The 23,309-nt window shown below is 70.8% G+C and carries 23 protein-coding genes; 10 read left to right on the top strand and 13 right to left on the bottom strand.

Features of this window, described 5'->3' with window-relative positions:
- Positions 1–144 precede the first annotated feature (144 nt).
- Together J2850_RS17350 and nagA are read left to right on the top strand one after the other, a co-directional pair.
- The gene (locus tag J2850_RS17350; RefSeq protein ID WP_209983870.1) at positions 145–1,191 is read left to right on the top strand and encodes an SIS domain-containing protein; all 1,047 of its coding nucleotides are present in this window, start codon (positions 145–147) and stop codon (positions 1,189–1,191) included.
- Complete coding sequence (gene nagA / locus J2850_RS17345; RefSeq protein ID WP_209983868.1) at positions 1,191–2,360, top strand: N-acetylglucosamine-6-phosphate deacetylase; 1,170 nt, start codon at positions 1,191–1,193, stop codon at positions 2,358–2,360. The genes J2850_RS17350 and nagA overlap by 1 nt, the downstream gene beginning before the upstream one ends.
- Before the next feature lie 56 nt (positions 2,361–2,416).
- On the opposite strand, the gene J2850_RS17340 is transcribed toward nagA, so the two are convergent.
- Positions 2,417–3,085 carry an HAD-IA family hydrolase gene (locus J2850_RS17340; RefSeq protein WP_209983867.1) on the bottom strand — a complete coding sequence of 223 codons (669 nt, stop codon included), beginning with the start codon at positions 3,083–3,085 and terminating at the stop codon, positions 2,417–2,419.
- A gap of 45 nt (positions 3,086–3,130) precedes the next feature.
- Positions 3,131–3,886 carry a GntR family transcriptional regulator gene (locus tag J2850_RS17335; protein ID WP_209983865.1) on the bottom strand — a complete coding sequence of 252 codons (756 nt, stop codon included), beginning with the start codon at positions 3,884–3,886 and terminating at the stop codon, positions 3,131–3,133.
- A gap of 229 nt (positions 3,887–4,115) precedes the next feature.
- Between J2850_RS17335 and J2850_RS17330 the strand changes: the two genes are divergently transcribed.
- The 3 genes from J2850_RS17330 (at position 4,116) to J2850_RS17320 (ending at position 6,946) form a co-directional block, all read left to right on the top strand.
- Positions 4,116–5,030 (top strand): N-acetylmuramic acid 6-phosphate etherase, encoded by a 915-nt coding sequence (locus J2850_RS17330; protein ID WP_209983863.1) that lies wholly within the window; start codon positions 4,116–4,118, stop codon positions 5,028–5,030.
- Between the two features lie 116 nt (positions 5,031–5,146).
- Positions 5,147–6,610 carry an N-acetylglucosamine-specific PTS transporter subunit IIBC gene (gene nagE / locus J2850_RS17325; RefSeq protein WP_209983861.1) on the top strand — a complete coding sequence of 488 codons (1,464 nt, stop codon included), beginning with the start codon at positions 5,147–5,149 and terminating at the stop codon, positions 6,608–6,610.
- Between the two features lie 132 nt (positions 6,611–6,742).
- A complete protein-coding gene (locus tag J2850_RS17320) occupies positions 6,743–6,946 on the top strand; it encodes a hypothetical protein (protein WP_209983859.1) in 204 nt (67 codons plus the stop codon).
- Between the two features lie 103 nt (positions 6,947–7,049).
- On the opposite strand, the gene J2850_RS17315 is transcribed toward J2850_RS17320, so the two are convergent.
- Entirely contained in the window at positions 7,050–7,823 is a 774-nt protein-coding gene (locus J2850_RS17315) for a GntR family transcriptional regulator (protein WP_246513154.1), read from the bottom strand.
- A gap of 236 nt (positions 7,824–8,059) precedes the next feature.
- Here J2850_RS17315 and J2850_RS17310 point away from each other — a divergent pair, with 236 nt between their 5' ends.
- The 5 genes from J2850_RS17310 to J2850_RS17290 all read left to right on the top strand — a co-directional run bounded on the left by J2850_RS17310 (position 8,060) and on the right by J2850_RS17290 (position 13,022).
- Complete coding sequence (locus tag J2850_RS17310; protein WP_209983857.1) at positions 8,060–9,061, top strand: ABC transporter ATP-binding protein; 1,002 nt, start codon at positions 8,060–8,062, stop codon at positions 9,059–9,061.
- Between the two features lie 68 nt (positions 9,062–9,129).
- Complete coding sequence (locus J2850_RS17305; protein WP_209983855.1) at positions 9,130–10,434, top strand: ABC transporter substrate-binding protein; 1,305 nt, start codon at positions 9,130–9,132, stop codon at positions 10,432–10,434.
- A 117-nt stretch (positions 10,435–10,551) separates the two neighbouring features.
- Positions 10,552–11,469, top strand: a complete 918-nt coding sequence (locus tag J2850_RS17300) for an ABC transporter permease (protein WP_209983854.1) — start codon at positions 10,552–10,554, stop codon at positions 11,467–11,469.
- Between the two features lie 3 nt (positions 11,470–11,472).
- A complete protein-coding gene (locus tag J2850_RS17295; protein ID WP_209983852.1) occupies positions 11,473–12,303 on the top strand; it encodes an ABC transporter permease in 831 nt (276 codons plus the stop codon).
- A 14-nt stretch (positions 12,304–12,317) separates the two neighbouring features.
- The gene (locus tag J2850_RS17290) at positions 12,318–13,022 is read left to right on the top strand and encodes an aspartate/glutamate racemase family protein (RefSeq protein ID WP_209983849.1); all 705 of its coding nucleotides are present in this window, start codon (positions 12,318–12,320) and stop codon (positions 13,020–13,022) included.
- A gap of 125 nt (positions 13,023–13,147) precedes the next feature.
- Here J2850_RS17290 and J2850_RS17285 read toward each other — a convergent pair whose 3' ends face one another.
- The 10 genes from J2850_RS17285 to J2850_RS17240 form a co-directional block, all read right to left on the bottom strand.
- Positions 13,148–14,371 carry an acyl-CoA dehydrogenase family protein gene (locus tag J2850_RS17285; RefSeq protein ID WP_209983847.1) on the bottom strand — a complete coding sequence of 408 codons (1,224 nt, stop codon included), beginning with the start codon at positions 14,369–14,371 and terminating at the stop codon, positions 13,148–13,150.
- Positions 14,372–14,414: 43 nt separating this feature from the next.
- Complete coding sequence (locus tag J2850_RS17280) at positions 14,415–15,407, bottom strand: ABC transporter substrate-binding protein (protein ID WP_209983846.1); 993 nt, start codon at positions 15,405–15,407, stop codon at positions 14,415–14,417.
- Positions 15,408–15,447: 40 nt separating this feature from the next.
- The gene (locus J2850_RS17275; RefSeq protein WP_209983844.1) at positions 15,448–16,257 is read right to left on the bottom strand and encodes a class II aldolase/adducin family protein; all 810 of its coding nucleotides are present in this window, start codon (positions 16,255–16,257) and stop codon (positions 15,448–15,450) included.
- Between the two features lie 115 nt (positions 16,258–16,372).
- Entirely contained in the window at positions 16,373–17,485 is a 1,113-nt protein-coding gene (locus tag J2850_RS17270) for an LLM class flavin-dependent oxidoreductase (protein ID WP_209983842.1), read from the bottom strand.
- A gap of 77 nt (positions 17,486–17,562) precedes the next feature.
- Complete coding sequence (locus J2850_RS17265) at positions 17,563–18,594, bottom strand: ABC transporter substrate-binding protein (RefSeq protein WP_209983839.1); 1,032 nt, start codon at positions 18,592–18,594, stop codon at positions 17,563–17,565.
- Positions 18,595–18,626: 32 nt separating this feature from the next.
- A complete protein-coding gene (locus tag J2850_RS17260) occupies positions 18,627–19,460 on the bottom strand; it encodes an ABC transporter ATP-binding protein (RefSeq protein ID WP_209983837.1) in 834 nt (277 codons plus the stop codon).
- Between the two features lie 7 nt (positions 19,461–19,467).
- A complete protein-coding gene (locus tag J2850_RS17255) occupies positions 19,468–20,280 on the bottom strand; it encodes an ABC transporter permease subunit (RefSeq protein WP_417281584.1) in 813 nt (270 codons plus the stop codon).
- Positions 20,281–20,430: 150 nt separating this feature from the next.
- Positions 20,431–21,327, bottom strand: a complete 897-nt coding sequence (locus J2850_RS17250) for a LysR substrate-binding domain-containing protein (RefSeq protein WP_209983836.1) — start codon at positions 21,325–21,327, stop codon at positions 20,431–20,433.
- 36 nt (positions 21,328–21,363) lie between these two features.
- On the bottom strand, positions 21,364–22,356 hold the full coding sequence (locus J2850_RS17245; RefSeq protein ID WP_209983834.1) for an ABC transporter substrate-binding protein: 993 nt from the start codon (positions 22,354–22,356) through the stop codon (positions 21,364–21,366).
- Positions 22,357–22,427: 71 nt separating this feature from the next.
- Positions 22,428–23,306 carry a TauD/TfdA dioxygenase family protein gene (locus J2850_RS17240; protein ID WP_209983831.1) on the bottom strand — a complete coding sequence of 293 codons (879 nt, stop codon included), beginning with the start codon at positions 23,304–23,306 and terminating at the stop codon, positions 22,428–22,430.
- Positions 23,307–23,309: the final 3 nt, after the last annotated feature.

Raw genomic sequence — 23,309 nt, 5'->3', positions numbered from 1 at the left:
CTCCCGACTGGTATCAGACTGGCGTTATCGAAAGGCGTGGTCGGTTACGGCCGCGCCTTTCGACGTTTTACCATTGTTTGCTGGCGTCCGGAGCCTGGAGGTCTTACATTGGTATCTATCGCTCTCCACTCCGCGAGCAGTGTCATGCCCGATCCGCAGCCGCACCCGACCGTTCCCCTGATGGCGTTGGAAGCGGCCGAGGCGCCCGCCGCGGTGGCCCGGCAGATCCAGCGCAACGGCGCCGATTTCGCGGCGCTGGGCGAGCGGCTTCGCCGTCATCCCCCACGCTTCGTGGTGACCTGCGCCCGCGGCAGTTCCGACCATGCCTCCGCCTATGGCAAGTACCTGATCGAGACAAGGCTTGGCTTGGCGGTGGCCTCGATCGGCCCGTCCGTCGCCTCGGTCTATGGCGGCCATTTGAACCTGGAGGGGGCGCTGTTCATCGCGGTGTCCCAGTCGGGGCGCAGCCCGGACCTGCTGCGCCTGGTGGAGGCGGCAAAGGCCGGCGGCGCCCTGGTGGTCGGCTTCGTCAATGCCGGGGAAACACCGCTTGCTGCGCTCTGCGACCATTGCCTGCCGCTGTCGGCCGGGCCGGAGCGCAGCGTCGCCGCCACCAAATCCTGCATCGCCTCGCTGGCCGCCTACCTGCAACTGGTCGTCCACTGGCAGCAGGATGCCGGCTTGGCCGCGACGCTGGCCGACCTGCCGCAGACGCTGGAACGGGCGGCGGCGCTCGACTGGCGGCCGGCGCTGATGCCGCTCGCCGGCGCGACGAACCTCTATGTGCTGGGGCGCGGCGTCGGTTTCGGCGCGGCGCTGGAGATGGCGCTGAAGTTCAAGGAGACCTGCCGCCTGCATGCCGAGGCGTTCAGCGCCGCCGAGGTGGTGCATGGCCCGCTGGCGCTGGTCGGCCCCGGTTTCCCGGTCCTGGCCCTGACCCAGGCCGACGCGGCCGAGCCGCACACCCGTGCCGTGGTGGAGCGCATCGTCGGGCTCGGCGCTGCCGTCGCCACCACCGAGACGGGCCTGCACGGGACCGTGGCGCTCCCGGCCCTGCCGGGATTGGCACCGGAGGCGGCGCCGCTGGCCGCCTTGCAGAGCTTCTACGGCGCGGTCTATGACCTGGCGTTGGCGCGCGGCCTTGATCCCGACAACCCGCCGAACCTTGCAAAAGTGACGAAGACCGTCTGATGCGACAGCTCCTGACAGGCGCCCGGATCTTCACGGGCGAGACCATCCTCGACGGCCGCGGCCTGCTGGTCGAGGACGGCCGCATCGCCGACATCGTCGCTCCGGGACGGATCCCGCCCGCGGTGGAGCGGACGGTGGCGCTGGAGGCTGGCGACCTGCTTGCGCCCGGCTTCCTGGACGTCCAGGTGAACGGCGGCGGCGGCGTGCTGTTCAACGAGCGGCCGACCGCCGAGGCGGCGCTTGCCATCGCGGCGGCGCATCGGCGCTTCGGCACCACCGGCCTGCTGCCGACCATCATCACCGACACCCCCGACTGCCACCGGGCCGCCGCCGAGGCGGCGGTGAATGCGGTGGCGCAACCGGGCGGCGGCGTGCTCGGCATCCATTTCGAAGGGCCTTTCATCAGTCCGCAGCGGGTCGGTGCCCACGACCCGCGCTTCGTCCGGGCACCGGACGCGGCGGATCTGGAGTTCCTCTGCGGCCTGCCGGCGCGCCTGGCCGGAGGGCGGGTGCTGCTGACGCTGGCGCCGGAATGCGTGGAGGACGCCGCCATGTCGCGGCTGCTGGCCGCCGGAATCATCCTGTCGGTCGGCCACACCATGGCCGCTGCCGAGCGGGTGGCGGAGGCCTTCGACCTCGGCGTGCGTGGGGTCACCCACCTCTACAACGCCATGCCCGGCATCGCCAACCGCCAGCCCGGACCGGCCGGCGCGGCGCTGGCCGACGGGCGCCCCTGGTGCGGGCTGATCGCCGACGGCCACCATGTCCATCCGATGATGATGCGCGCCGCCCTGGCCGCCCGGCCGCGCGGCCGGATGATGCTGGTGACCGACGCCATGCCGCCGACCGGCACCGACGCCGCCAGCTTCGAGCTGAACGGCCGCACCATCTATCGCCGCGACGGCCGGCTGGTGCTGGCCGACGGCACGCTGGCCGGTGCCGACCTCGACATGGCGGCGGCGGTGCGCAACGCCGCCCGGCTGATCGGCCTGCCGCTGGAGGAGTGCCTGCGCATGGCCTCGCTCTATCCGGCGGAGTTCCTCGGCATGGCCGGCGAGCGCGGCCGCATCGCTCCCGGCTGGCGGGCCGACCTCGTGCTGCTGCGGTCCGACCTGACGGTGCGCGGCACCTGGGTGGATGGGGAATGGCGGGCGGCCGACGGGAGCTGACGGGGAATGGACGGGCGGCGGAGCGGCCGGCGCTCATGCGGTCGATGCACGCCCCGTCATTCCGTGGTCGCCACCACCTCCAGCCCGTCCCCGTCGACCCGCACCCGCACGGCCGTCAAGTCGGGCAGGCACAGGTTACCGGGCAACTCGTCCGGGCGCAGCGTGGTGGTCAGCGCGATGACGGCGGCCCCGGCGGCATGGCCGGCGTCCAGGCCCGGCGGGGCGTCCTCGAACACCAGGGTGTCGCGCGGGTCGAAACCCAGCGCCAGGGCGGCCTTGCGGTAGCCTTCCGGGTCCGGCTTGCCGTGGCTGACCTCGTCGCCGCCGATCAGCAGGTCGGGCAGCGGCAGGCCGGCTTGGCGGAGGCGCAGCTCGGCCATCGCGTGCGGCGCCGAGGTGACCACCGCCCAGCGCCGCCGCGGCAGCGCCTGCAGCAGGTCCAGCGCGCCGCGCACGGCGAAGACGCCGTCGGTGTCGTTGGTGTAGCGCTGCTCGAGCAGCCGCACCTCCTCCTCGATGTCGAGGCCGGCAGGGGCGAAGCGGCGCACCGTCTCCAGGGTGCGGCGGCCGTGGGCGACCGCCAGGATGGCGTCGGGGTCGAGGCCGTGATGGGCGGCCCAGCCGCGCCAGGCGCGCTCGACCGGACCTTTGGTGTCGATCAGGGTTCCGTCCATGTCGAACAGGATCGCCTGGACACGGAACGGGGCATCAAGGGCAGGCTTCATCGCGCGCTCTCGCAGGAATGTCTCGGCGGGAATGGGGGAGGGGTATCAGACGAGCGACAGCTCCACCACGAAGTCATAGGAGTCGCCGCGATAGTGGGAACGGACGAACTCCAGTGGGCTTCCGTTTTCCAGGAAGGTGCGGCGCTCAATGTAAAGAGCCGGGGCGCCGTCGGGAACCCCCAGCAACGCGGCCTGGTCCGTCGGCAGGCGAATGGCTGACAGCCTCTGCAGGGCGCGGAAGGGCGGATGGCCGAGGCGGCGCAGCGTCTCGTAGAGCGACCCCTGGACCAGGCCGGGATCCGGGAGGATGGCGGCGGGCAGGGCGCTCAGTTCGATCGCCAGCGGCGTCCCGTCGGCCAGCCGCAGGCGGTGCAGCCGCACCACTTCCGCGCCCGGCCGCAGCCCGAGCGCCATCGCCTCGTCCGGTGTCGCCGCGGCGACCGACCGGCCGAGCCAATGCGACGCCGGCTTGAGCCCGCGGGCACCGATGTCCTCGGTGAAGCTGGTCAGGGTCGACAGCCGCTGCTCCACATGCGGGCTGCGGTTGACGAAGGTGCCGGCGCCTTGGCGCTGGTACAGCAGCCCTTCCGCGATCAGTTCGCGCAGGGCCTTGCGCACGGTGACCCGCGACACGCCGAAGGCTTCCGCCAGTTCGCGTTCGCCCGGCAGGGCATCCTGGTCGGTCAGTCGCCCCTCGACGATCAGGCCGCGCAGGTGCCGCGCCAACTGGAGATAGAGCGGCAGCGGCAGGGCGTCGGACAGCGCGGTCGGATCGAAACGGGCCGCGGCGGCTGTGGACATCGGCAACCCCTCCAGTTCCGGAGAAACATAATACCATTGAAAGGCCACCCGGCAACAGGACCGATGTCCGGCTGCACGCCGCCTTCGGTCGACATCCTCTCCGATCGTTTGGCCTTAAACGCCATACAACCAGTTTGCGGTTGCGTGACGGCAGCGTTTTGGTAAGCTTCGTACATAGTCCAATCTAATACCAGCATCATCCGAGCAGGCGACTGGCCGGGAGCGGGAAATGGCGGGCGGTACGGAGGAGGCGGCGCACCGGTATCGTCGGCTGGACGTCTGGCCGGCCGGGGAGCTGTTGACGGCATTGTGGGAGGGTCAGACGCGGGCGCTCGCCGCCTGCGCGCCGGTCCTGCCCGCCCTGGCCGCTGCGACCGAAGCGGCGGCGGCCCGATTGTCCACCGGGTCGGGCCGGCTGATCTATGCCGGCGCCGGTTCGTCCGGGATGGTCGCGGCGCTCGATGCGCTCGATCTCGGACCGACCTTCGACTGGCCGGCGGACCGCCTGGTCCTGCTGATCGCCGGCGGGCTCGACCTGTCCCGCGGGCTGGCCGGCGCCGCCGAGGATGACGAGGCGGCGGGGCGTGCCGATCTCGTCCGGACCGGTGCCGGGCCGGAGGATGTGGTCGTCGGCGTGTCGGCCAGTGGCGCCAGCGCCTACACCGTCGGCGTGCTGCGGGCGGCGCGGGAACGGGGCGCCCTGACGCTCGCGGTGGGGAGCGTTGCCGGGGCGCCGCTGCTGGAGGCGGCGGAGCATCCGATCCTTACCCTGACCGGCCCGGAGGTGATCGCCGGCTCTACGCGGCTGGGGGCGGGGACCGCGCAGAAGGTGGTGCTGAACCTGTTCTCGACCGGCGTCATGACGGCGCTCGGTTCGGTCTACGACAACATGATGATCAATGTCCGGCCGGAGAATGCGAAGCTCCGCCGGCGCTGCGCCGCCATGGTCGCGCGCATCGCCGGGGTCGGCGAGCCGGCCGCGGTGGCGGCGCTGGAGCGCTACGGCGACGTCCGCCGCGCCGTGCTCGGGCTCGGCGGCGTGGAAAGCGCCGAGATCGACCGCATCCTGGCGGAGACCGGCGGCAGCCTGCGCCGCGCGATGGAACGCGCCGGAGCCGCACAGAACCGTCCACCTTCCCTCTGACGGGGGCGGAATCTCGCGGGGGCGCGCCTTCACGGAGCTGCGGGGGCGTCCCGGCGACAGACCACACGGAGGCCAGGGACCCTGGGGCCCGGCCCGCTGCATGGGGAGAGGTCCGAATGTCCACCGACCGTTTCTCGGGCGTCCAGAGGCTCGGGCGGGCGCTGATGCTGCCGATCGCCGTGCTGCCGATCGCCGGCCTGCTGCTGCGCATCGGCCAGCCCGACCTGCTGAACATCGCCTTCATCGCCGCTGCCGGCGACGCGGTCTTCTCAAATCTCGGCGTCCTGTTCGCCGTCGGCATCGCCATCGGCTTCGCGCGCGAGAATCACGGCGCCGCCGGGCTGGCCGGCGCCGTCGGCTATTTCGTCGCCGTGAAAGGGGCGGTGGTGCTGAGCGGCGTCGCCCCGGACATGGTCGCGAAGATGTCGAGCCGCATCAGCATCCCGGTCGGCATCCTGATCGGCATCATCGCCGGGCAGCTCTACAACCGGTACAAGGACATCAAGCTGCCGGACTATCTCGCCTTCTTCGGCGGGCGGCGCTTCGTCCCGATCGTGACCGGGCTGGCGGCGCTCGGAATTGCGGTGCTGTTCGGCTATGGCTGGCCCGCGGTCGATGCCGGGCTGAGCGCGCTGACCACCGGCGTGCTGGGGCTGGGCAAGCTCGGGCTCTTCCTCTACGGCGTGCTGAACCGGGTGCTGATCATCACCGGCCTGCACCACATCATCAACAACATCGCCTGGTTCCTGCTGGGGGACTATCAGGGCGTGACCGGCGACCTGAACCGCTTCTTCAAGGGCGATCCCACGGCCGGCGCCTTCATGGCCGGCTTCTTCCCGGTGATGATGTTCGGCCTGCCCGCCGCCTGTCTTGCGATGTACCACACCGCCAAGCCGCAGAACCGGGCGGCGGTCGGCGGCGTGCTGCTGTCGATGGCGCTGACCGCCTTCCTGACCGGGGTCACCGAGCCGGTCGAGTTCGCCTTCATGTTCCTGGCCCCGGTGCTCTTCGCCGTCCACGCGCTGCTGACCGGCCTGTCGATGGTGCTGATGGATGCGCTGAACGTGAAGCTCGGATTCGGTTTCTCCGCCGGCCTGTTCGACTATGTGCTGAATTACGGCAAGGCGACCAACCCGATCCTGCTGCTGCCGGTGGGCGCGGTCTATTTCGCCGTCTACTACGGCCTGTTCCGCTTCGCCATCCGCCGCTTCGACCTGAAGACGCTGGGCCGCGACGACATGACCCTGCCGGCCGGCCAGGCCGAGCCCGCAGCGGCCGGACTGCGGCCGGCGATGGCGGCCGCCCCATCGGTATCCCCCGCCGACAGCCGGGCCGCCGCCTATGTCGCCGCCCTGGGCGGGGCCGGCAACCTGCGCTCGGTCGAGGCCTGCACCACCCGTCTGCGGCTCAGCGTCGCCGACGCCGGCCGCGTCGACGAGGCGGAGCTGAAGCGGCTCGGCGCCCGCGGCGTGGTGAAGCCGTCCGCCAATTCGGTGCAGGTCATCGTCGGACCGGTGGCCGACCAGCTTTCCGGTGAAATCCAGGAAGTGCTGCGCACCCCCGCCGGCATCCAGGCTTGAGCGGAGGGAGGGCGTCAGCGAAAGGACGCGCGAGCCGGGGGCTGAAAGGACTGGAACCCTGAAGCGCGGACGAGGTTGAAAAGGAGTTCCCATTCGCCTTACCCCTTTTCCCTCGCCCCAAGGAGGCGTTCCATGAGCGACGGCAAGAAGAACAGGAATCCCGACGGCATCAAGCCGGCGAACCAGGGTGACCAGCAGTCGGCCGGCACCGGCGCGCATGCCACCCACGCCCGCGAGGCCGGCGCGGAGACTGCCGACAACAAGGCCAAGGGCAAGGAAGCCCGAGAGGCCGGCTACGGCAAGGGCAATACCCGGCCGGAGGGCAGCCGCAACTGAGCATGGCCTGCTGAATCCACGGGGCGCGGGACGGGGCACCGGGCACCCGCCCGCGCCCCGTGGCATGTCGGGAAGCGGTCCGCCACCAGGGCCGACAGTGCGGTCAGGCCGGTTCCCCGGCGAACACCGCCCTCACGTCGATGGGCAAATCCGCCTTGGGGTCGAGGTCGAGCTGGGCCTCGACGCTGTCCAGATGCCGGGTCATCAGCGCCGCCGCCTCGCCCGGCGCGGTGCCGGCCAGGACGGCGATCAGGCGTCGGTGGTCCTCGGCGGAACAGGTATGGGCGCTGCGCCGTTCGAATGCGGCGATGGCGAGGCCGGAGCGGTCGATCAGGTCGGCAAGGATCGCTGCCAGCGTTGCATTGCCGGCGAAGTCCGCCAGCAGAAGATGGAACTGGCCGGACAGGCGGATCATCGCCTTGCGGTCGGCGGCGCGCTCCGCCTCGTCCTCCAGCGCTCCATGCTCGCGCAGCCGGTCCAGCATCTCCGGCGGCAGTGGAAGCGGAAAAGACTGCAGGCGCTCCATGATGGCACGCTCGATGACGCGGCGTGCCTCGAACACTTCCCGCGCCTCCTTCGGCGTCGGTTTGGCAACGAAGGCGCCGCGGTTCGGCACCAGCGTCACCACCCGCCGCTGCGCCAGCAGAAGCAGAACCTTGCGCACCCGTTCCCGGCTGACGCCGAAGGCTTCGGCCAGGCTCTCCTCCGTCAATTTGGTGCCGGGCGGCAGTCTGCGGTCGGCGATGGCCTCGCCGATGCTGCGGACGATCCGCGCTTCGGCGCTGCTGCGACCGTGTGCGGGGCGGCGGGACGGCTTGCTGGTCGGGGCGGTGGTCATGTCTTGGGGCAGAGGGGTGGGAACGACGAATTCGGACATGCGGATTGTGCACAAAGCAGGCCAGGCGGGGAATTGAAATCGCTTCGCCGAGGCCGGTCGGCACCTTGACGGCTTCCTGCCCAAAGCGGCGCCATTGCGCCGGTTTTTCCGTCAATTGCCGGTGGGCGAAGCGGCGAAGCGGCAGGAAACCGCCACCGTGCTACTGGCACGGGTCATGCAGAAGCTCCGTCGGATCACAAGCAGTCGCCACATTGTGCACAATTCCGGAGGCGTCCATGACCGCGGGATCGACCGTCGAACTGGTGAAGCTGCGCAAGACCTACGGATCGACGGTGGCGGTGGACGGCATCGACCTGCGCATCGCCGCCGGATCCTACTGCTGCCTGCTGGGTCCCAGCGGCTGCGGCAAGACCTCCACGCTGCGCATGATCGCCGGGCATGAGGACATCAGCGACGGCGACCTGCTGATCGGCGACAGCGTGGTGAACGGCGAGCCGCCGGCCAGGCGCGGCACGGCGATGATGTTCCAGAGCTACGCGCTGTTCCCGCACCTCGACTGCGTCGACAACGTCGCCTTCAGCCTGAAGATGAAGGGCGTTGGGAAGGAGGAGCGGCGACGGCGGGCGGCGGAGATGCTCGACCTCGTCGACATGGGCCGCTACGCCGGCCGCCTGCCGGCGCAGCTTTCCGGCGGGCAGCAGCAGCGCGTCGCGCTGGCGCGCGCGCTGATCACGCGGCCGGGCGTGCTGCTGCTGGACGAACCGCTGTCGGCGCTCGACCCCTTCCTGCGCGTGCGCATGCGCGAGGAGTTGAAGCGGCTGCACCGGGACATCGGCATCACCTTCATCCACGTCACCCACAGCCAGACCGAGGCGATGGCCCTGGCCGACCTGGCGGTGGTGATGAACCAGGGACGCATCGAACAGGCCGGACCGCCGCGCGAGCTGTTCAACCGGCCGCGCACCGCCTTCGTCGCCCGCTTCATCGGCGGCCACAACGTCATCGACGCGGGGGTGATCGGCGATGCCGGGCGCTGCGCCGTGCGCGCCGACCGCATCCGGCTGGGCGGTGCCCATCCCGCCGACATCCAGGTCGAGGGCACCGTGCGCTCGCTGGAGTATCACGGTGCGACCGTCCATCTCGGCCTCGACGTCGCCGGAGCCGAGGAGTTCGCCGTCGTGCTCGACGAGGCCGGCTATTTCGATGCGCCGGTGGCGATCGGCGACCGCGTGCGCGCCGGCTGGAACCGCACCGACGTCCATCCGCTGGCGTCGTGAACCGCCGCGTTCAGGATGTCTTTCCAAGAAACTCGAAAAACAACGACGAACAGACTGGAGGCTCACCGATGACCGACACCCGTTCCGGTTCAAAGACCATCGGCGGCATCAGCCGCCGCACCCTGCTGAAGGGCACCGCCGCGGTGGCCGGCGCCGCCGCCGGTTCCGGCGCCATCACCGGCTTCCCGACCATCTGGGCGCAGAACATCAAGAACGTCACGCTGCGCCAGTTCGGCACCGGCGTGTCGAACCTGAACGCGGTCGCCGACAAGGTGAAGGAGGACCTGGGATTCACGCTGCAGATGACGGCGCTCGACTCCGATGCGGTGACCCAGCGCGCCGTCACGCAGCCCAAATCCTACGACATCGCCGACATCGAATACTGGATCGGCAAGAAGGTCTTTCCGGCAGGCGTCATGCAGCCGATGGACGTGTCGAAGATCAAGAACTTCGACAAGATCGTCCCGATCTTCGTCACCGGCCGGCTGACGCCGGACGGCGCCATCGCCCAGGGTACCGCCCCGCACACCGTCGGCTTCGTCGAGGGCAAGGACAGCACCAAGTTCGCCAAGGCGCCGACCCAGTGGATGACGCTGATCCCGACCATCTACAACGCCGACACCCTGGGCATCCGCCCCGATCTGGTCGGGCGGCCGGTCGCGAGCTGGAAGGACCTGCTGGACCCGGCCTTCAAGGGCAAGGCGTCGCTGCTGAACATCCCGTCCATCGGCATCATGGACGCCGCCATGGTCTGCGAGGCGATGGGCGAGGTGAAGTACGGCGACAAGGGCAACATGACCAAGGAGGAGATCGACAAGACCCTCCGGATCATGACGGAGGCCAAGAAGTCGGGCCAGTTCCGCGCCTTCTGGAAGAGCTTCGACGAGAGCGTCAACCTGATGTCGTCGGGCGAGGTGGTGATCCAGTCCATGTGGTCGCCGGCCGTCGCCGCCGTCCGCGCCAAGGGCATCGCCTGCGTCTACCAGCCGCTGAAGGAGGGATACCGCGCCTGGGGCGGCGGCCTCGGCATCGCCAAGCACCTGAGCGGGCTGGAGCTGGACGTCGCCTACGAATACATCAACTGGTACCTGTCGGGCTGGGTCGGCGCCTACCTGAACCGCCAGGGCTACTATTCGGCGGTGCCGGAAACCGCCAAGCAGAACATGTCCGAGGACGAGTGGGGCTTCTGGATGGAGGGCAAGCCCGCCAAGGCCGACATCCTCAGCCCCGAGGGCAAGGTGATGGAAAAGGCCGGGGCCGTGCGCGACGGGGGCTCCTTCGCCGAGCGCATGGGGCGGGTCGCCTGCTGGAACGCGGTGATGGACGAGGACCGCTACATGGTCCGCAAATGGAACGAGTTCATCGCGGCCTGACGTCGTCGCCCGATACCCCCTCCCGATCCCTCCGCCGCCGAAAGCGCGGGCGGGGGAGCCCGTAAGACGGGAGGGGGCGCCCGCACCGGCCTCCACCAACCGCAGGGAGCCCTGCCGATGACCGTGACCGCCGAAACGTCCCGATCGCCCGCTCCGGCCGTCGCCCGCAGGGCGAAGCGTTCCCGCCTGCTGCCGCGGGTGGCTCCCTATCTCCAGGCGGCGCCGCTGACCGTTACGCTGCTGCTGTTCCTGCTGGTCCCGATCCTGACCATCGTCGCGGTCAGCTTCTGGGACTATGACAGCGTGCGCATCTACCCGGACTTCGTGCTGACCAACTACGTCGAGCTGCTGACCTCGCCGGTCACCTGGAAGACCTACCTGAACACCTTGAAATACGCGGCGCTGGCCTGGGCGGCGACGCTGGGGATCGGCTTCACCGTCGCCTATTTCCTGGCCTTCCACATCCGCTCGACAACCTGGCAGATGGTGCTGTTCCTGCTGTGCACCATTCCGTTCTGGACCTCCAACATCATCCGGATGATCTCCTGGATCCCGTTCCTCGGACGCAACGGCCTGCTGAATTCGGGGCTGATCTCCGCCGGGATCATCGAGCATCCGCTGGAGTTCCTGCTGTTCTCCGACTTCGCCGTCGTGCTGGCCTTCGTGCACCTCTACACGCTGTTCATGGTGGTGCCGATCTTCAATTCGATGATGCGCATCGACCGGTCGCTGGTGGAGGCCGCGCGCGACGGCGGGGCGAGCGGCGCCCAGATCCTGTGGAACGTCATCCTGCCGCTGACCAAGCCCGGCATCGCCATCGGCTCGATCTTCGTCGTCACGCTGGTGATGGGCGACTTCATCACGGTGCGGCTGATGAGCGGCGGCCAGAGCGCCTCCATCGGGCTGATGATCGCCAACGAGATCTCGCTCCTGCAATACCCGGCGGCCGCCGCCAACGCGACCGTCCTGCTGGCGGTGGTGCTGATCATGGTCGCGGCGATGCTGCGCGTCGTCGACATCCGCAAGGAGCTGTGAGCCATGCGCGAGACCCGCCGGGGCCTGTCCTTCTACCTGCTGGCCGCCTTCTTCGCCCTGTTCGTGCTGTTCCTCTACGGCCCGACCGCCACCATCCTGATCCTGTCCTTCCAAGGCCCGGACGGCGGCCTGACCTTCCCGATGAACGGCGTCTCGCTGCACTGGTTCCGCAACCTGTTCGAACAGCAGGCCGTGGGCGACTTCGGCGGGTCCTTCCGCCGGTCGATCGCGCTGGGGCTGGCGGTGATGGTGCTGACGGTGGTGGTGTCGCTGCTGGCCGGCTTCGCCTTCCGCCGCCGCTTCCGCGGCAGCGGCGCCCTGTTCTACCTGGCGGTCGCCAGCCTGATCGTGCCGTCGATCCTGGTCAGCCTGGGCATCGGCCTGATGTTCAACATCCTCGGCCTTGAGCCCGCGTGGTACAGCTCGGCGCTGGGCGCGCACCTGACCTGGACGCTGCCCTTCGGCCTGCTGATCGTCTTCGCCATCTTCAACCGCTTCAACCCGGCCTACGAGGAGGCGGCGCGCGACCTGGGCGCCACGCCATGGCAGACGGTGCGCCATGTCGTGCTGCCGATCCTGCTGCCCAGCCTGGTCGGCGTCGGTTTGTTCGGCTTCACGCTGTCCTACGACGAGTTCGCGCGGACGCTGATGACCGCCGGCTCCTTCAACACGCTGCCGCTTGAGATCTACGGGATGACCACCAACGTCACCACGCCGGTGCTCTATGCGCTGGGATCGCTGACGACGGTCTTCTCCTTCACCGTGATCGGCCTGTTCCTGCTGGGCCTGGTCGCCCTGCGCAGCCACCGCCGGCGCCGCGGCGCCAAGGACTGAGGTATCCCGCCATCATGCGAATCCTGGTCGTCAACCCCAACAGCACCGCCTCCATGACCGCGCGGATCGGCGCGGCGGCGAAGGGAGTCGCCGCCCCCGGCACCGAGATCCTCGCGGTCAACCCGCCGGGCGGTCCGGAGAGCATCGAAGGCTATTACGACGAGGCGCTGGCCGTTCCGGGCCTGCTGTCGGCGATCGAGCGGCATGAACGCGAAATCGGCGTCCAGGGCACGGTGATCGCCTGTTTCGACGACGTCGGGCTGGACGCGGCGCGGAGCCTCGCCACCGGCCCGGTCGTCGGCATCTGCGAGGCGGCGATGCAGACGGCGAGCCTGCTGGGAGGCCGCTTCTCGGTGGTCACCACGCTGGCCCGTTCGGTGCCGGCGCTCGACCAGCTCGCCCGGCGCTACGGCATGGCCGGACGCTGCACCATCCGCGCCGCCGGCGTTCCGGTGCTGGCGCTGGAGGACCCGGCATCGGGTGCCGTCGACCGTGTGCGCGCCGGCATCCGCCGTGCGGTGGAGGAGGATGGGGCGGAAAGCATCGTGCTGGGCTGTGCCGGCATGGCCGACCTCGCCCGCATGCTGGCGGAGGAAACCGGCGTTCCTGTGGTCGACGGCGTCACCGCCGCGGTCAAGCTGATCGAGGGGCTGGTGACCCTGGGGCTGCGGACCAGCAAGGCCGGCGGCTATGCCGCGCCGCTGCCGAAGGTGCGGTGAAAGCCGGGTAGGTATCCGGGGGGCGGCCTGATCCACACCAACGCCGTCCATTGCACAACACGGTCGCCACAGGTCCCCCCCTGTGCGTCGGCGTCGGCGTCGGCGTCGGTGGCGAAGGCCCGCCCTCACCCGGCGCCGTCCGCCGTCCGGCGGGCCAGCGCGGCGCGGCCGGCACCGGTCAGGATCATGTCGTTCTGCGGGGCATGCACGCGGGCGCACAGGACGTCGCGGTGGTGGCGCTCCAGCGGGTTGTCGCGCGAGAGGCCGGGGTTCCCGGTCACCTCCAGCGCCCGGGCCACCGCCTCGATGGCGTTGCTGGTCACGGTGTACTTCACCAGCAGGCTCTCGCTGGGCGGCGGCGGCGACTGGCCGTCGACCGCCGCCGCCAGCGAGCGCAGCAGCACGCGGTTGGTCAACAGCAGCGCCTCGATGCCGCCAAGCGCCTCCTGCAGGCGCGGGACGGTCGCCAGCGCCGCCCCCAGCGCCGTCGGCTTGCGGGCGTGCAGGAAGCCGACCAGCCAGTCGCGCGCGGCGCGGGCGATGCCGTCATAGACGCCGCTGAACAGGGTGGACATCCAGGCTGTGCCGACCGCGTCGGGCGCCGCCCAGCCGGCGGGCGGGCGCAGCTCGCCCACATGGCCGTCGGGAACGAAGACGTCGTGGAACACCACCTCATGGCTGCCGCTGGCCCGCATGCCGATGTGGTTCCAGGTCTCGCGCACCTCGATCCCCTGTTCCGCCAAGCCGGCACCGCGCGGGACCACCCAGGTCCCGACCAGCGGCTCGTCGCCCTCGCTGCGCGCCCAGACCCCGAGCCAGGCGAGCGCCGGGATGCCGGTGGAGTAGATCTTGGTCCCGGAAAGCCGCCAGCCGCCCGGCACCTTGCGCGCCACGGTGGCCGGCAGGCCGCCGCGGTGAGGCGTGCCGAGTTCCGGCTCCACCCGCAGCAGGTTGATCAGCGCGCCGTCGGAGGCGGCGCTTGCGGCGATGCGGTCGCGCAGCCGCTCGGGCCAGGCCGGGCTGCGCTGGAGCTGGTTGTGGATCACATACTGCAGGACCAGCACCAGGGCCGTCGACGGCTCGCCCCGCGCGATCCCGCCGACCACGGCAAGGGCGTCGCCCAGCCCGCCTCCCTTGCCGCCGGCGGCACGCGGATCGACGAGCGCAAGCAGTCCCGCCGCCTGCAGCCGCTCGAAGTTCTCGAAGGGGAAGCTGGCCGCGGCGTCGTGCTCGGCCGCGCGCAACGCGAAGTCCGCCGCCAATCCGGCGATCAGCGCCTCGTCCACCGCCGGGGCGGCGGCGGCGCCGGCGAAAGCGATGGCGGGAAGAGTGGAATCTGCGAATGGCATGACGGGCGGATCCGCTGCGGTGGAAGGGATCGGGGGAACCGGTTCAGGCGAGGTCGACGGTGATGCGGCCGGCGAAGCGCCCGCTGTCGGTCGAGCGCTTGATGACCGACACGCTCTTCAACTCGTCGGTATAGAGCGCCAGTTGCCGGCGCAGCTCGTCGCCGACCGGGGTGACGTTGTGGGCATGGCTGCGCAGCATCGCCTCCAGCTCCTCCACCGGGAACTTCGGGGCGAAGGGGGCATAGGCGGCGGCGGCGGCGCGCGGATCGGCGTAGCCGGCGTGCTGGGCCTCGACCAGCGCCGCGGTCAGGGCGGCGGCCGCCGGACGGTTGTCGCGCAGCAGGCTGCCGCGCACACCGACGAGGCAGCAGGTGCGGGTGGCGAACTCGCCGCAGACATTGTTGGTGATCTCCACAAGCTGCGGATCCCGGGTGTGGCGCCAGACCAGCGGGTCGCCGTCGGCAAGCGCCTGGATCTCGCCCTTCTCCACCGCCAGCCCCAGCAGGTCGGCCGGGTACTGGCGCCACTCGACGTCCCTGGTCGGGTCGATGCCGAACTTGGTCAGCACGATGGAAAAGAAATTCTTCGACGGGCTGGCCATGTCGCTGACGCCGATGGTCTTGCCCGGCAGGTCGAGCATGGTCGTCACGCCTGCGGCCTTCGACCCGATCAACCGCATGCAGCCACCGTGCAGCCCGGCCGAGATCTTCACGTCGAAGCCCTGTTCCAGCGGCTTCAGCCAACGCAGCGCCATGCCGACCCCGGCATCCGCCTTGCCGGTGGCAATGGCTTCCAGAAGCTGGTCGGTGGAGCCGGTGAAGTTGACCAGCTCCACCTCCAGGCCGTGCTTCTTGAACAGGTCGAGCTGGAAGGCCAGCGGCACGGCGGAAAAACAGACCGCACCGGCGTTCCAGGACAGGCGCAGCGGTTCCGCCGCCACCGCCCGGCGGCGCAGGACGAAGGGCGCGGCGAGCGAGACGGCGCCGGCGGCAATCAGGCCGCGGCGGGTGAGGGGCTGGGCTGGGCGGTCGGTCATGGTGCGGCGGCTCTCGTCGACGGGGCAGGGAGGGAAGGGGTCAATCGAGCAGGTCGGGCTCGGCGGCCACGATCCATTCCCACAGCGGGTGGAAGTTGTAGGCGCCGCCCTGGTGGGTGCCGACCTGCGAGCGGGTCAGCCGGGCGGTCGCGTCGTCGATCGGCTGCGGCGTGCCGGCGGCCTCGGCCAGCAACTGCGTGTGGGCGGCGTTGTCGGCGGTGATGTACCACCAGACGGCGGCCTCGACGGTCGGGCCGACGGTCAGCAGGCCGTGGTTCTTCAGGATCGCCAGCTTGCGGTCGCCCAGCGCCTCGACCAGCCGCCTGCCTTCCCCCTCGGTCAGCACGACGCCGGAATAGGGATCGAAGATCACCTGGTCCTCGTGGAAGGCGGCGGCGTCCTGGCTGAGCGGGTCGAGCGGACGGCCGAGCGTCGACCACGCCTTGCCGTAGGTGGAATGGGTGTGGGCGGCCGCCACCACGTCGGGGCGGGCGCGGTGGATGGCGGAATGGATGGTGAAGCCGGCCTGGTTGATGGCGCGGTCGCCTTCAAGGATGGTGCCGTCGCCGTCGACCAGATGCAGGTCCGACACCCGGATGCTGCGGAAATGCTGGCCCAGCGGATTGATCCAGAAGCGGTCGGGATGCTCCGGGTCGCGGGCGGTGACATGGCCGGCCAGCCCCTGGTCGAAGCCGTAGCGGCCGAACAGGCGGAAGGTGGCGGCGAGCCGCTGCTTGCGGTGCAACCGCTCCGCCTCGACGCTGTCGTGGCTGACGGGATCGGCCGGCGGCCAGAATTTGCGGGGCCGCGGCTGGACGACGGGGTCGGCGAAAGGTTGGGCAAGGGTCATCGCGAGAGGGCTCCGTGGAAGAAGGCTCCGTGAGGGTGGGGGCGGCAGCCGGCGCACGGCCGGGCCGAGCTGGTTCAGGATCACGGCCGGCCGTGCGTCCGCCCACACCGCGCGGTCACTCGGCCGCGACGGCCTGGGCGCGCTGGCGCTCGGCCACCAGCCGGCGGACGCGCGGCAGCAGGTCGCGGCCGTAGGCGATGGCGTCCGGCAGCGGGTCGAAGCCGCGGATCAGGAAGGTGGTCACCCCCAGGTCGTAATAATCCAGCAGCGCGTCCGCCACCTGGTCTGGCGTGCCGACCAGCGAGGTCGAGTTGCCCTTGGCGCCGGTCAGGCCGGCGATGGCCGTCCACAGCCGCTTGTCGTGGCGGTGCCCCTTGTCGGCGATGGCGAGAAGGCGGCGCGCGCCCTCGTTGTTCGGCAGGTCGCCGCGGCGGAAGCCGGTCCTGTCGAGCAGGATCTTCGCCTTCTCGTAGATGGCCTCGGCCTTGGCCCAGGCCTCGTCCTCGGTGTCCGCGAGGATCGGGCGCAGCGACAGGCTGAAGGCCGGCTGCGGGCGCCCGGCCTTGGCGACGGCGGCGCGGACGCGGCCCAGCAGCTCGCGCACCTGGTCGTGCGTCTCTCCCCACACCGCGAACGTGTCGGCGTGGCGCCCTGCCACCTCGACGGCAGCCGGCGAGGCGCCGGCGATCCACACCGGGATGCCCGCCGGGCTGTAGGGCTTCACCTGCGAGAACGCCTTCTCCACACGGTAGAACCTGCCGTCGTAATCGAAGGGGGTCTCGCTGGTCCATTCGGCGCGGACGATGTCGAGGAACTCCGAGGTGCGGGCATAGCGCTCGTCCTTGTCGTCGACGGTGTTGCCGTCGCGGGCGAGCTCGCTGCGCTCCGCGCCGGTGATGACGTTGATGGCGACGCGGCCGCGGCTAAGCTGGTCGAGGGTCGCCAGTTGGCGCGCCAGGATGGTCGGCGCCTGGAAGCCGGGACGGTGGGCGATCAGCACGCCCAGACGGTCGGTGACGCTGGTGATGTGCTGGCTGACCTGCAGGCTGTCCGGAGCGTCGGCATGAAAGGCCTGCAGCACGGAATCGAAGCCGCCCAGCTCATGGGCCTTGGCGACGGTCTCGATATAGTCGCGGTCGACCACCGGCCCCTGGCGCTGGATGATCTCCGAGGAATTGTGGTTGCCGACGAAGCCGACGAAGCGCAGCGGATGCGAGGAGGCGGTCATGGCGGTGGTCCCTTCTTGTGCATTGACGTGAGGAGGCGGCGGGAGGGAGCGGGAAGAGAGCGGACTGCCGCGGCGGATCAGCTCAGCGGACGCGACAGGATGTCGGTGAAGCGGCGGTCGAAGGCCGGGGCGACGTCGACGTGCCTGGGCAGGACGCCGAGCTGCTGGAAGGTGTCGGCGACGGCCTGGGCCGAGGCGACGTCGGCGTCGGTGATCGGCGCCAGGTCGCGCTGGCGCGAGTTCTTGCGCAGGATTTCCAGGTCGGTCTCCACCGGCACGCCGATGGCGGCGGAGTGGACCTGCGCCCAGCGCTCCAGGTTGCCGGCCCGCCAGGCGAAGGCGCGGCGCAGCCGCAGGAAATAGTCGCCGATGGCGGCGGCCTTCCCAGGGTCGGACAGGGCGTCGGGCGAGGCGAGATACAGGTAGTTGCCCGACAGGTAGCCCTGGGAGGTGACGAGGACCCTGGCACCCTTCCTGATGGCGAAGGGCACCGAGTAGCCGTAGATCGCCCAGGCATCGAGCGCGCCCTGTTCGAAGGCCGCCTGCCCTTCCGACGGGGTCAGGCTCACCGGCTCGATGTCGGTGAAGCGCAGCCCGGCCTCGCCGAGCATCCTGGCGAGGTAATAGTGCGTGGTGGTGGCGCGGACATAGCCGACGCGCTTGCCCTTCAGCTCGGCCACCGACCGGACCGGACTGCCCGGCGGCACCAGGACCACCTGCCAGTTCACGTCGTCCTTCACCACCGCGACGATGGAAAAGCGGGCGCCGGCGGCGATGCCGAAGGCCGGCGGGATCTCGCTGCTCGACCCGACGTCGATCGAGCCGGCGTTGATCGCCTCGACGATCAGGTTTCCCGAGGCGAACTCGGCGAACTGCGAGCGGTAGGGGGTGGGCGGCTGGCCGGAGGACGCCAGCGCCAACCCATCCTGCGCCTTGTAGTCGGCGATGCGGAGCACGGTGTCGGCGGTGGGGCCGGAGGCGGCGCGCAATGGCGCCGGCAGCCCGCCGAGCAGCAGGGCGCCGCAGGCCCCGGCGGCACCGCTCAGCAGGCGGCGCCGGGCGAGGCCGGCAGCCGGCCCGGCGATGGAGGTGTCGATGGCGTCGGGCATGGGGGACGGGTCCATCCTGGGAGGCCGCAGGCTCAGCGGCTGGGGGCGGCGACGGCGCTGGCGGGCAGGCCGTAGCCGCCCGGCTTGGCGCCGGTGGCGGCGCGCTGCGGCTCCCGTCCGGCGAGATGCTCCTCGTCGACGCCGAGTTCGGCCAGCAGGCGGCTGCGCAGGGCGATGAAGCCGGGATCGCCGTGACGGCGCGGGCGGTCCAGCGGGATCGGGATGTCGGCGGCGATGGTGCCGCTGGCCATCACCAGGGCGCGGTCGGCCAGCAGCAGCGCCTCGTCGACGTCGTGGGTCACCAGCAGCACCGCCGGTGCATGGGCGCTCCACAGCGTTTCCACCAGCCCCTGCATGCGCAGCCGGGTCAGCGCGTCGAGCGCGGCGAAGGGTTCGTCCAGCAGCAGCAGGCGTGGATCCCGCACCAGGGCGCGGGCCAGGGCGGCGCGCTGCGCTTCGCCGCCCGACAGGGTCAGCGGCCAAGCGTTGGCGCGGTGCAGCAGCCCGACCTCGTCCAGCGCGGCGAGGCCGCGGGCGTCGGCGTCGGCATGGCGCAGGCCCAGCGTGACGTTGCGCAGCACCCGCTTCCACGGCACCAGCCGCGGTTCCTGGAAGACGACGGCGCGCCGGTCCGGCAGTTCCACCGTCCCGTCGGGCGCCGGGTCCAGCTTCGCCAGGGTCCGCAGCAGGGTCGACTTGCCGCAGCCCGACCGTCCGAGCAGCGCGGTGAAGGAGCCGGGCTGAAGGTCGAGCGACAGGTTGTCCAGCACGTTGCCGTGGCCGAAGCTCCGCACCAGACCTCGCACGCGGACGATCGGATCCTGCTGCGGGCGGCGGGCGGGGGATCGCAGGGGGGTGTGGCTCATGATGGGCTCACTCCTTGACGAAAACGGGACGCCAGCCGAGCGCGGCGCGTTCGATGAGGCGGACGATCTGGTCGGCGGCGAGGCCGAGCACCGCGTAGACGATCAGGGCGACGATGATGACGTCGGTGCGCAGGAACTCCCGCGCCGTCATCGCCAGATAGCCGATGCCGCTGGACGCATTGATCTGCTCCCCCACCACCAGGCTGAGCCACGCGACGCCGAGCGCGTAGCGCAGGCCGGTCAGGAAGGCCGGCAGCGCGCCGGGCAGGATGACGTGGGCGATCAGCTCCCACCGGGTCAGGCCGAGGGTGGAGACCGCCTCCACCACCTTGGCGTCGACGGTGCGGATGCCGGCGAACAGGTTCAGGTAGATCGGGAAGGCGGTGCCGAGCGCCACCAGGGCGACCTTGGGCGTCTCGCCGATGCCGAACCACAGGATGAACAGCGGCACCAGGGCCAGATGGGGTAGCGTGCGCAGCATCTGCAGCAGCGGGTCGAGCGCATCCTCGCCCCGGCGTGACAGGCCGGCGGTCAGCGCGCAGAGCGTGCCGACCGACACCCCGATGGCGAGTCCGGCGCTGACCCGGCCCAGCGACACCAGCAGGTGCATCGCCAGTTCGCCGCTGGCGGCGAGCTCCCAGAAGGTGGCCAGGATCTGGCCGGGCGACGGGATGGAGCGGGTGGAAATCCAGCCGAGCCCGACGCTGGCCTGCCACAGCGCCAGCAGCCCCAGCGGCACGACGTAGCGGCGCAGGCCCGGGAAATGGGCGGTCGACCCGAAACGGTGTCCCCGTGCCGTCGCGGCGGTGGCGGCCATCATGCGTCTCCCGACTTGGTGCTGTCCCGAGCCGGACCGGGACGGCCCGGCATCGGTGTCGTGGGGAGAACGTTATCCCTATTATTAAAGTAGGGAAAAGCAAAAAACACAAATCTGACCGTTGAGTAAAACTTAAGTAACGAAAAATATTTGTTATTTTTTCGGGGGCATGCCGGGCAGCAGCGTGTGCAGGGCAGCGGTCAGAAGGTCGTCGAGGCGGTCGACCGCCGGGTTCGCCGCCGACGGGGCGCGGTGGAGTTCCAGCGGCACCGATCCCAGCATCGGCAGGCCGCAGTCGGGGCCAAGGGTCGCCAGCGTGTCGGGCAGCCCCAGCGGCGTGCGCAGGGTTACGCCGAGCCCGGCTTCGACCGCCGCCCACAGGCCGGACAGGCTGGGGCTGGTGAAGGTGATCCGCCAGGGGCGGCCGTCGCGGTCGAGGCGGTCGATGCCGTGCTGGCGGAACATGCAGGGCGCGTCGAGCAGGGCGAGCGGCAGGGGGGTGTCGGGATCGGCGCGGAAGTCCACCGGCGCCACCCAGGCCACCGGCAGATGGGCGAGCGTCGCCGCGCCGGTGCCGGCGGTAGCGCCGCCGATCTCGCCGAAGGCCAGGGCAAGGTCCAGCGCGCCTTGGGCGACCTTTTCCCGCAACTCGCGGCCCCGGCCGACCTGCGCCTCGACATGGATGCGCGGGTGGGCGCGGTGGAAGGAGCCGAGCACGGCCGGAAGCCAGCGTTCGGCCAGATCCTGCGGAAAGCCGACCCGGACCGCGCCGTCCATCGCCCGGCCGCGCGCGGCGGCCAGGGCCTCGTCGTTCAGCGCGACGATGCGGTGGGCATAGCCCAGCAGCAGGTCGCCGGCATCGGTCAGCGCCACGGTGCGGCCGGCCTTGCGGAATAGCGGCTGGCCGACCTGCTCCTCCAGCTTCTTCATCTGCAGGCTGATCGCCGACTGGGTGCGGCCGAGCCGCTCGGCGGCACGGGCGAAGCCGCCATGCTCCATGGCGATCACCAGCGCCCGCAGCACGTCGATGTCGAGGTTGGTGGGCAGCATCGCCGCCTCCGCGTCCGGCGGATCGGGCCGGCGCCGTCAGGCCGGCAGCGCGCTGTTGAAGCCGGGGTCGAAGATCGCCCCGGCGTCCAGGCGCGCCGGGATGATGCCGAACTCCCGCCAGAGATCCGATGTCGCCTGCTGGTCGGCGATGACCGAACCGTCGATGGCCACCGGCCGCGCCTGCTCGACGCCGAAGGTGTGGCGGGCGATGGCTGGGTCGACGCCGACCGCCTTCGCCCAGATGTCGGCATAGCCGTCGCTGTTCCGCAGCGCCCACAGCCGGGCGGCGGCGGTGCGGTGGACGAAATCGGCCAGGGCGTCGCGCTTGCCGGCGATGGCGTCGAGGGTGGCGCTCTGGTAGGAGAGCCCGCTCATCAGGCCGTTGCCGGTGGCGACCGCGCGGGCGCCGTCGACCAGCAGCGCCTGCGACACATAGATGCCCCAGGTCGACCATGCGTCGATCGAGCCCGCGGCCAGCGCCGACTTGGCGTCGGACGGCAGCAGGAAGGCGATCCGGACGTCGCCCGGCGTCAACCCGTTCGCCTTCAGCGCCGCCAGCACCAGATAATGGCCGATCGAGCCGCGCCCGGTGCCGATCGTCTTCCCCTTCAGGTCGGCGACCTCCCGGATGGCGGAGGCACCCGGCACCAGGATCGTCGTGCTGTGCGGGTTGGAGCGGACGGCGGCGATGATCCTGGCCGAGGTTCCGGCGGCCAGCGCGAAGGTGGTCGGCGCATCGCCGGCATAGCCGGTGTCGATCGCCCCGGCGTTGAGCGCCTCCAGCAGCGGTGCCGCGGCCGGGAACTGGCTCCACTCGATGCGGTAGGGCAGGTCGGCCAGGATGCCGGCCGCCTCCACCACCGACTGCGAGCCGCCCTTCTGGTCACCGACCCTCAGCACAGTGCCCGCCGGGATGGCGGCCCTGGCCGGCAGGGGCGGCAAAAGCCCGGCGGCCAGGGCGCCGAGCCCCAGCGCAAGGGTGTGGCGGCGGTGGAGGCGTGCGAAACGGGATGTCGGGGACGTGGGCATGGCAGTCCTCCCAAGCGGGTTTTGCAGGATTTGCGAGCCCGCCCTCCTGTGGGTGGGCTCGCAAATCCTGCTTAGGCGGCGGAACGGTTCCAGGCGTCGGCGGGAACGGCGATCTGGGTGCGGTGCATGCGGCGGCGCTGGTCGTCGGGGAAGGGGTCGCGCCGGTGCATGGTCCAGCGGTTGTCCCACATGACAAGGTCGCCGACCCTCCAGCGGTGATGCCAGGCAAGCTCCGGCCGGATCGCCGCCGCCCAGATCTCGTCCAGCAGCGCCTCGCTGTCCGCGACGGCCAGGCCGGGGATGTAGGCATGGGGCCGGCGGCCGAGCAGCAGCGCCTTGGCCCCGGTCGCGGGATGGGTGATGACCAGCGGATGCACGGTGCCGGGCGAGGTGGCGAGGTCGGCCGGCGGGGCGAAGCCCTGGCGCAGGTAGCCGCCGCTGTTGGTGGTGCTGTCATGCTTGATTGACAGCCCCTCGGCCCGCCGCTTCAGCGCCGCCGGCAAGGCGTCATAGGCCGCGAACATGCTGAGGAAGCCGGTGTCGCCGCCTTCCGCCGGCACCTCCAGCGCATAGAGGCTGCTGGCGTAGGGTGGGGTTTCCAGATAGGTCATGTCGGCGTGCCACACCGACTCCCCGGCACCCAGGGCGCCGATCGGCCGGCCGTTCTCGGTGACGTTGGAGATGACGTAGACCTCCTCGAAGCCGGGCGCGTGCAGCCTGCCATGCTCGGTGACCGGGGCCTTGTCGAGCGGGCCGAAATGGCCCGATACCCGGACGAGGTCGGCATCCGACAGGGTCTGGCCGCGAAAGACCAGCACAAGATGCCGGTCCAGCGCCCCGGCCAGCCCTGCGGCGGCGGCGGGGTCCAGCGGCTGCGACAGGTCGATCCCGCTGATCTCGGCGCCGAGCGTCGGGGAAACCGGATGGATGGCGAAGTGGGAGTGGGGCATGGC

This window comes from Azospirillum picis (assembly GCF_017876115.1).
GTDB lineage: Bacteria > Pseudomonadota > Alphaproteobacteria > Azospirillales > Azospirillaceae > Azospirillum > Azospirillum picis.
Note: the sequence above shows the minus strand (reverse complement) of the source record. Positions and strands in the feature narration are given on the sequence as shown.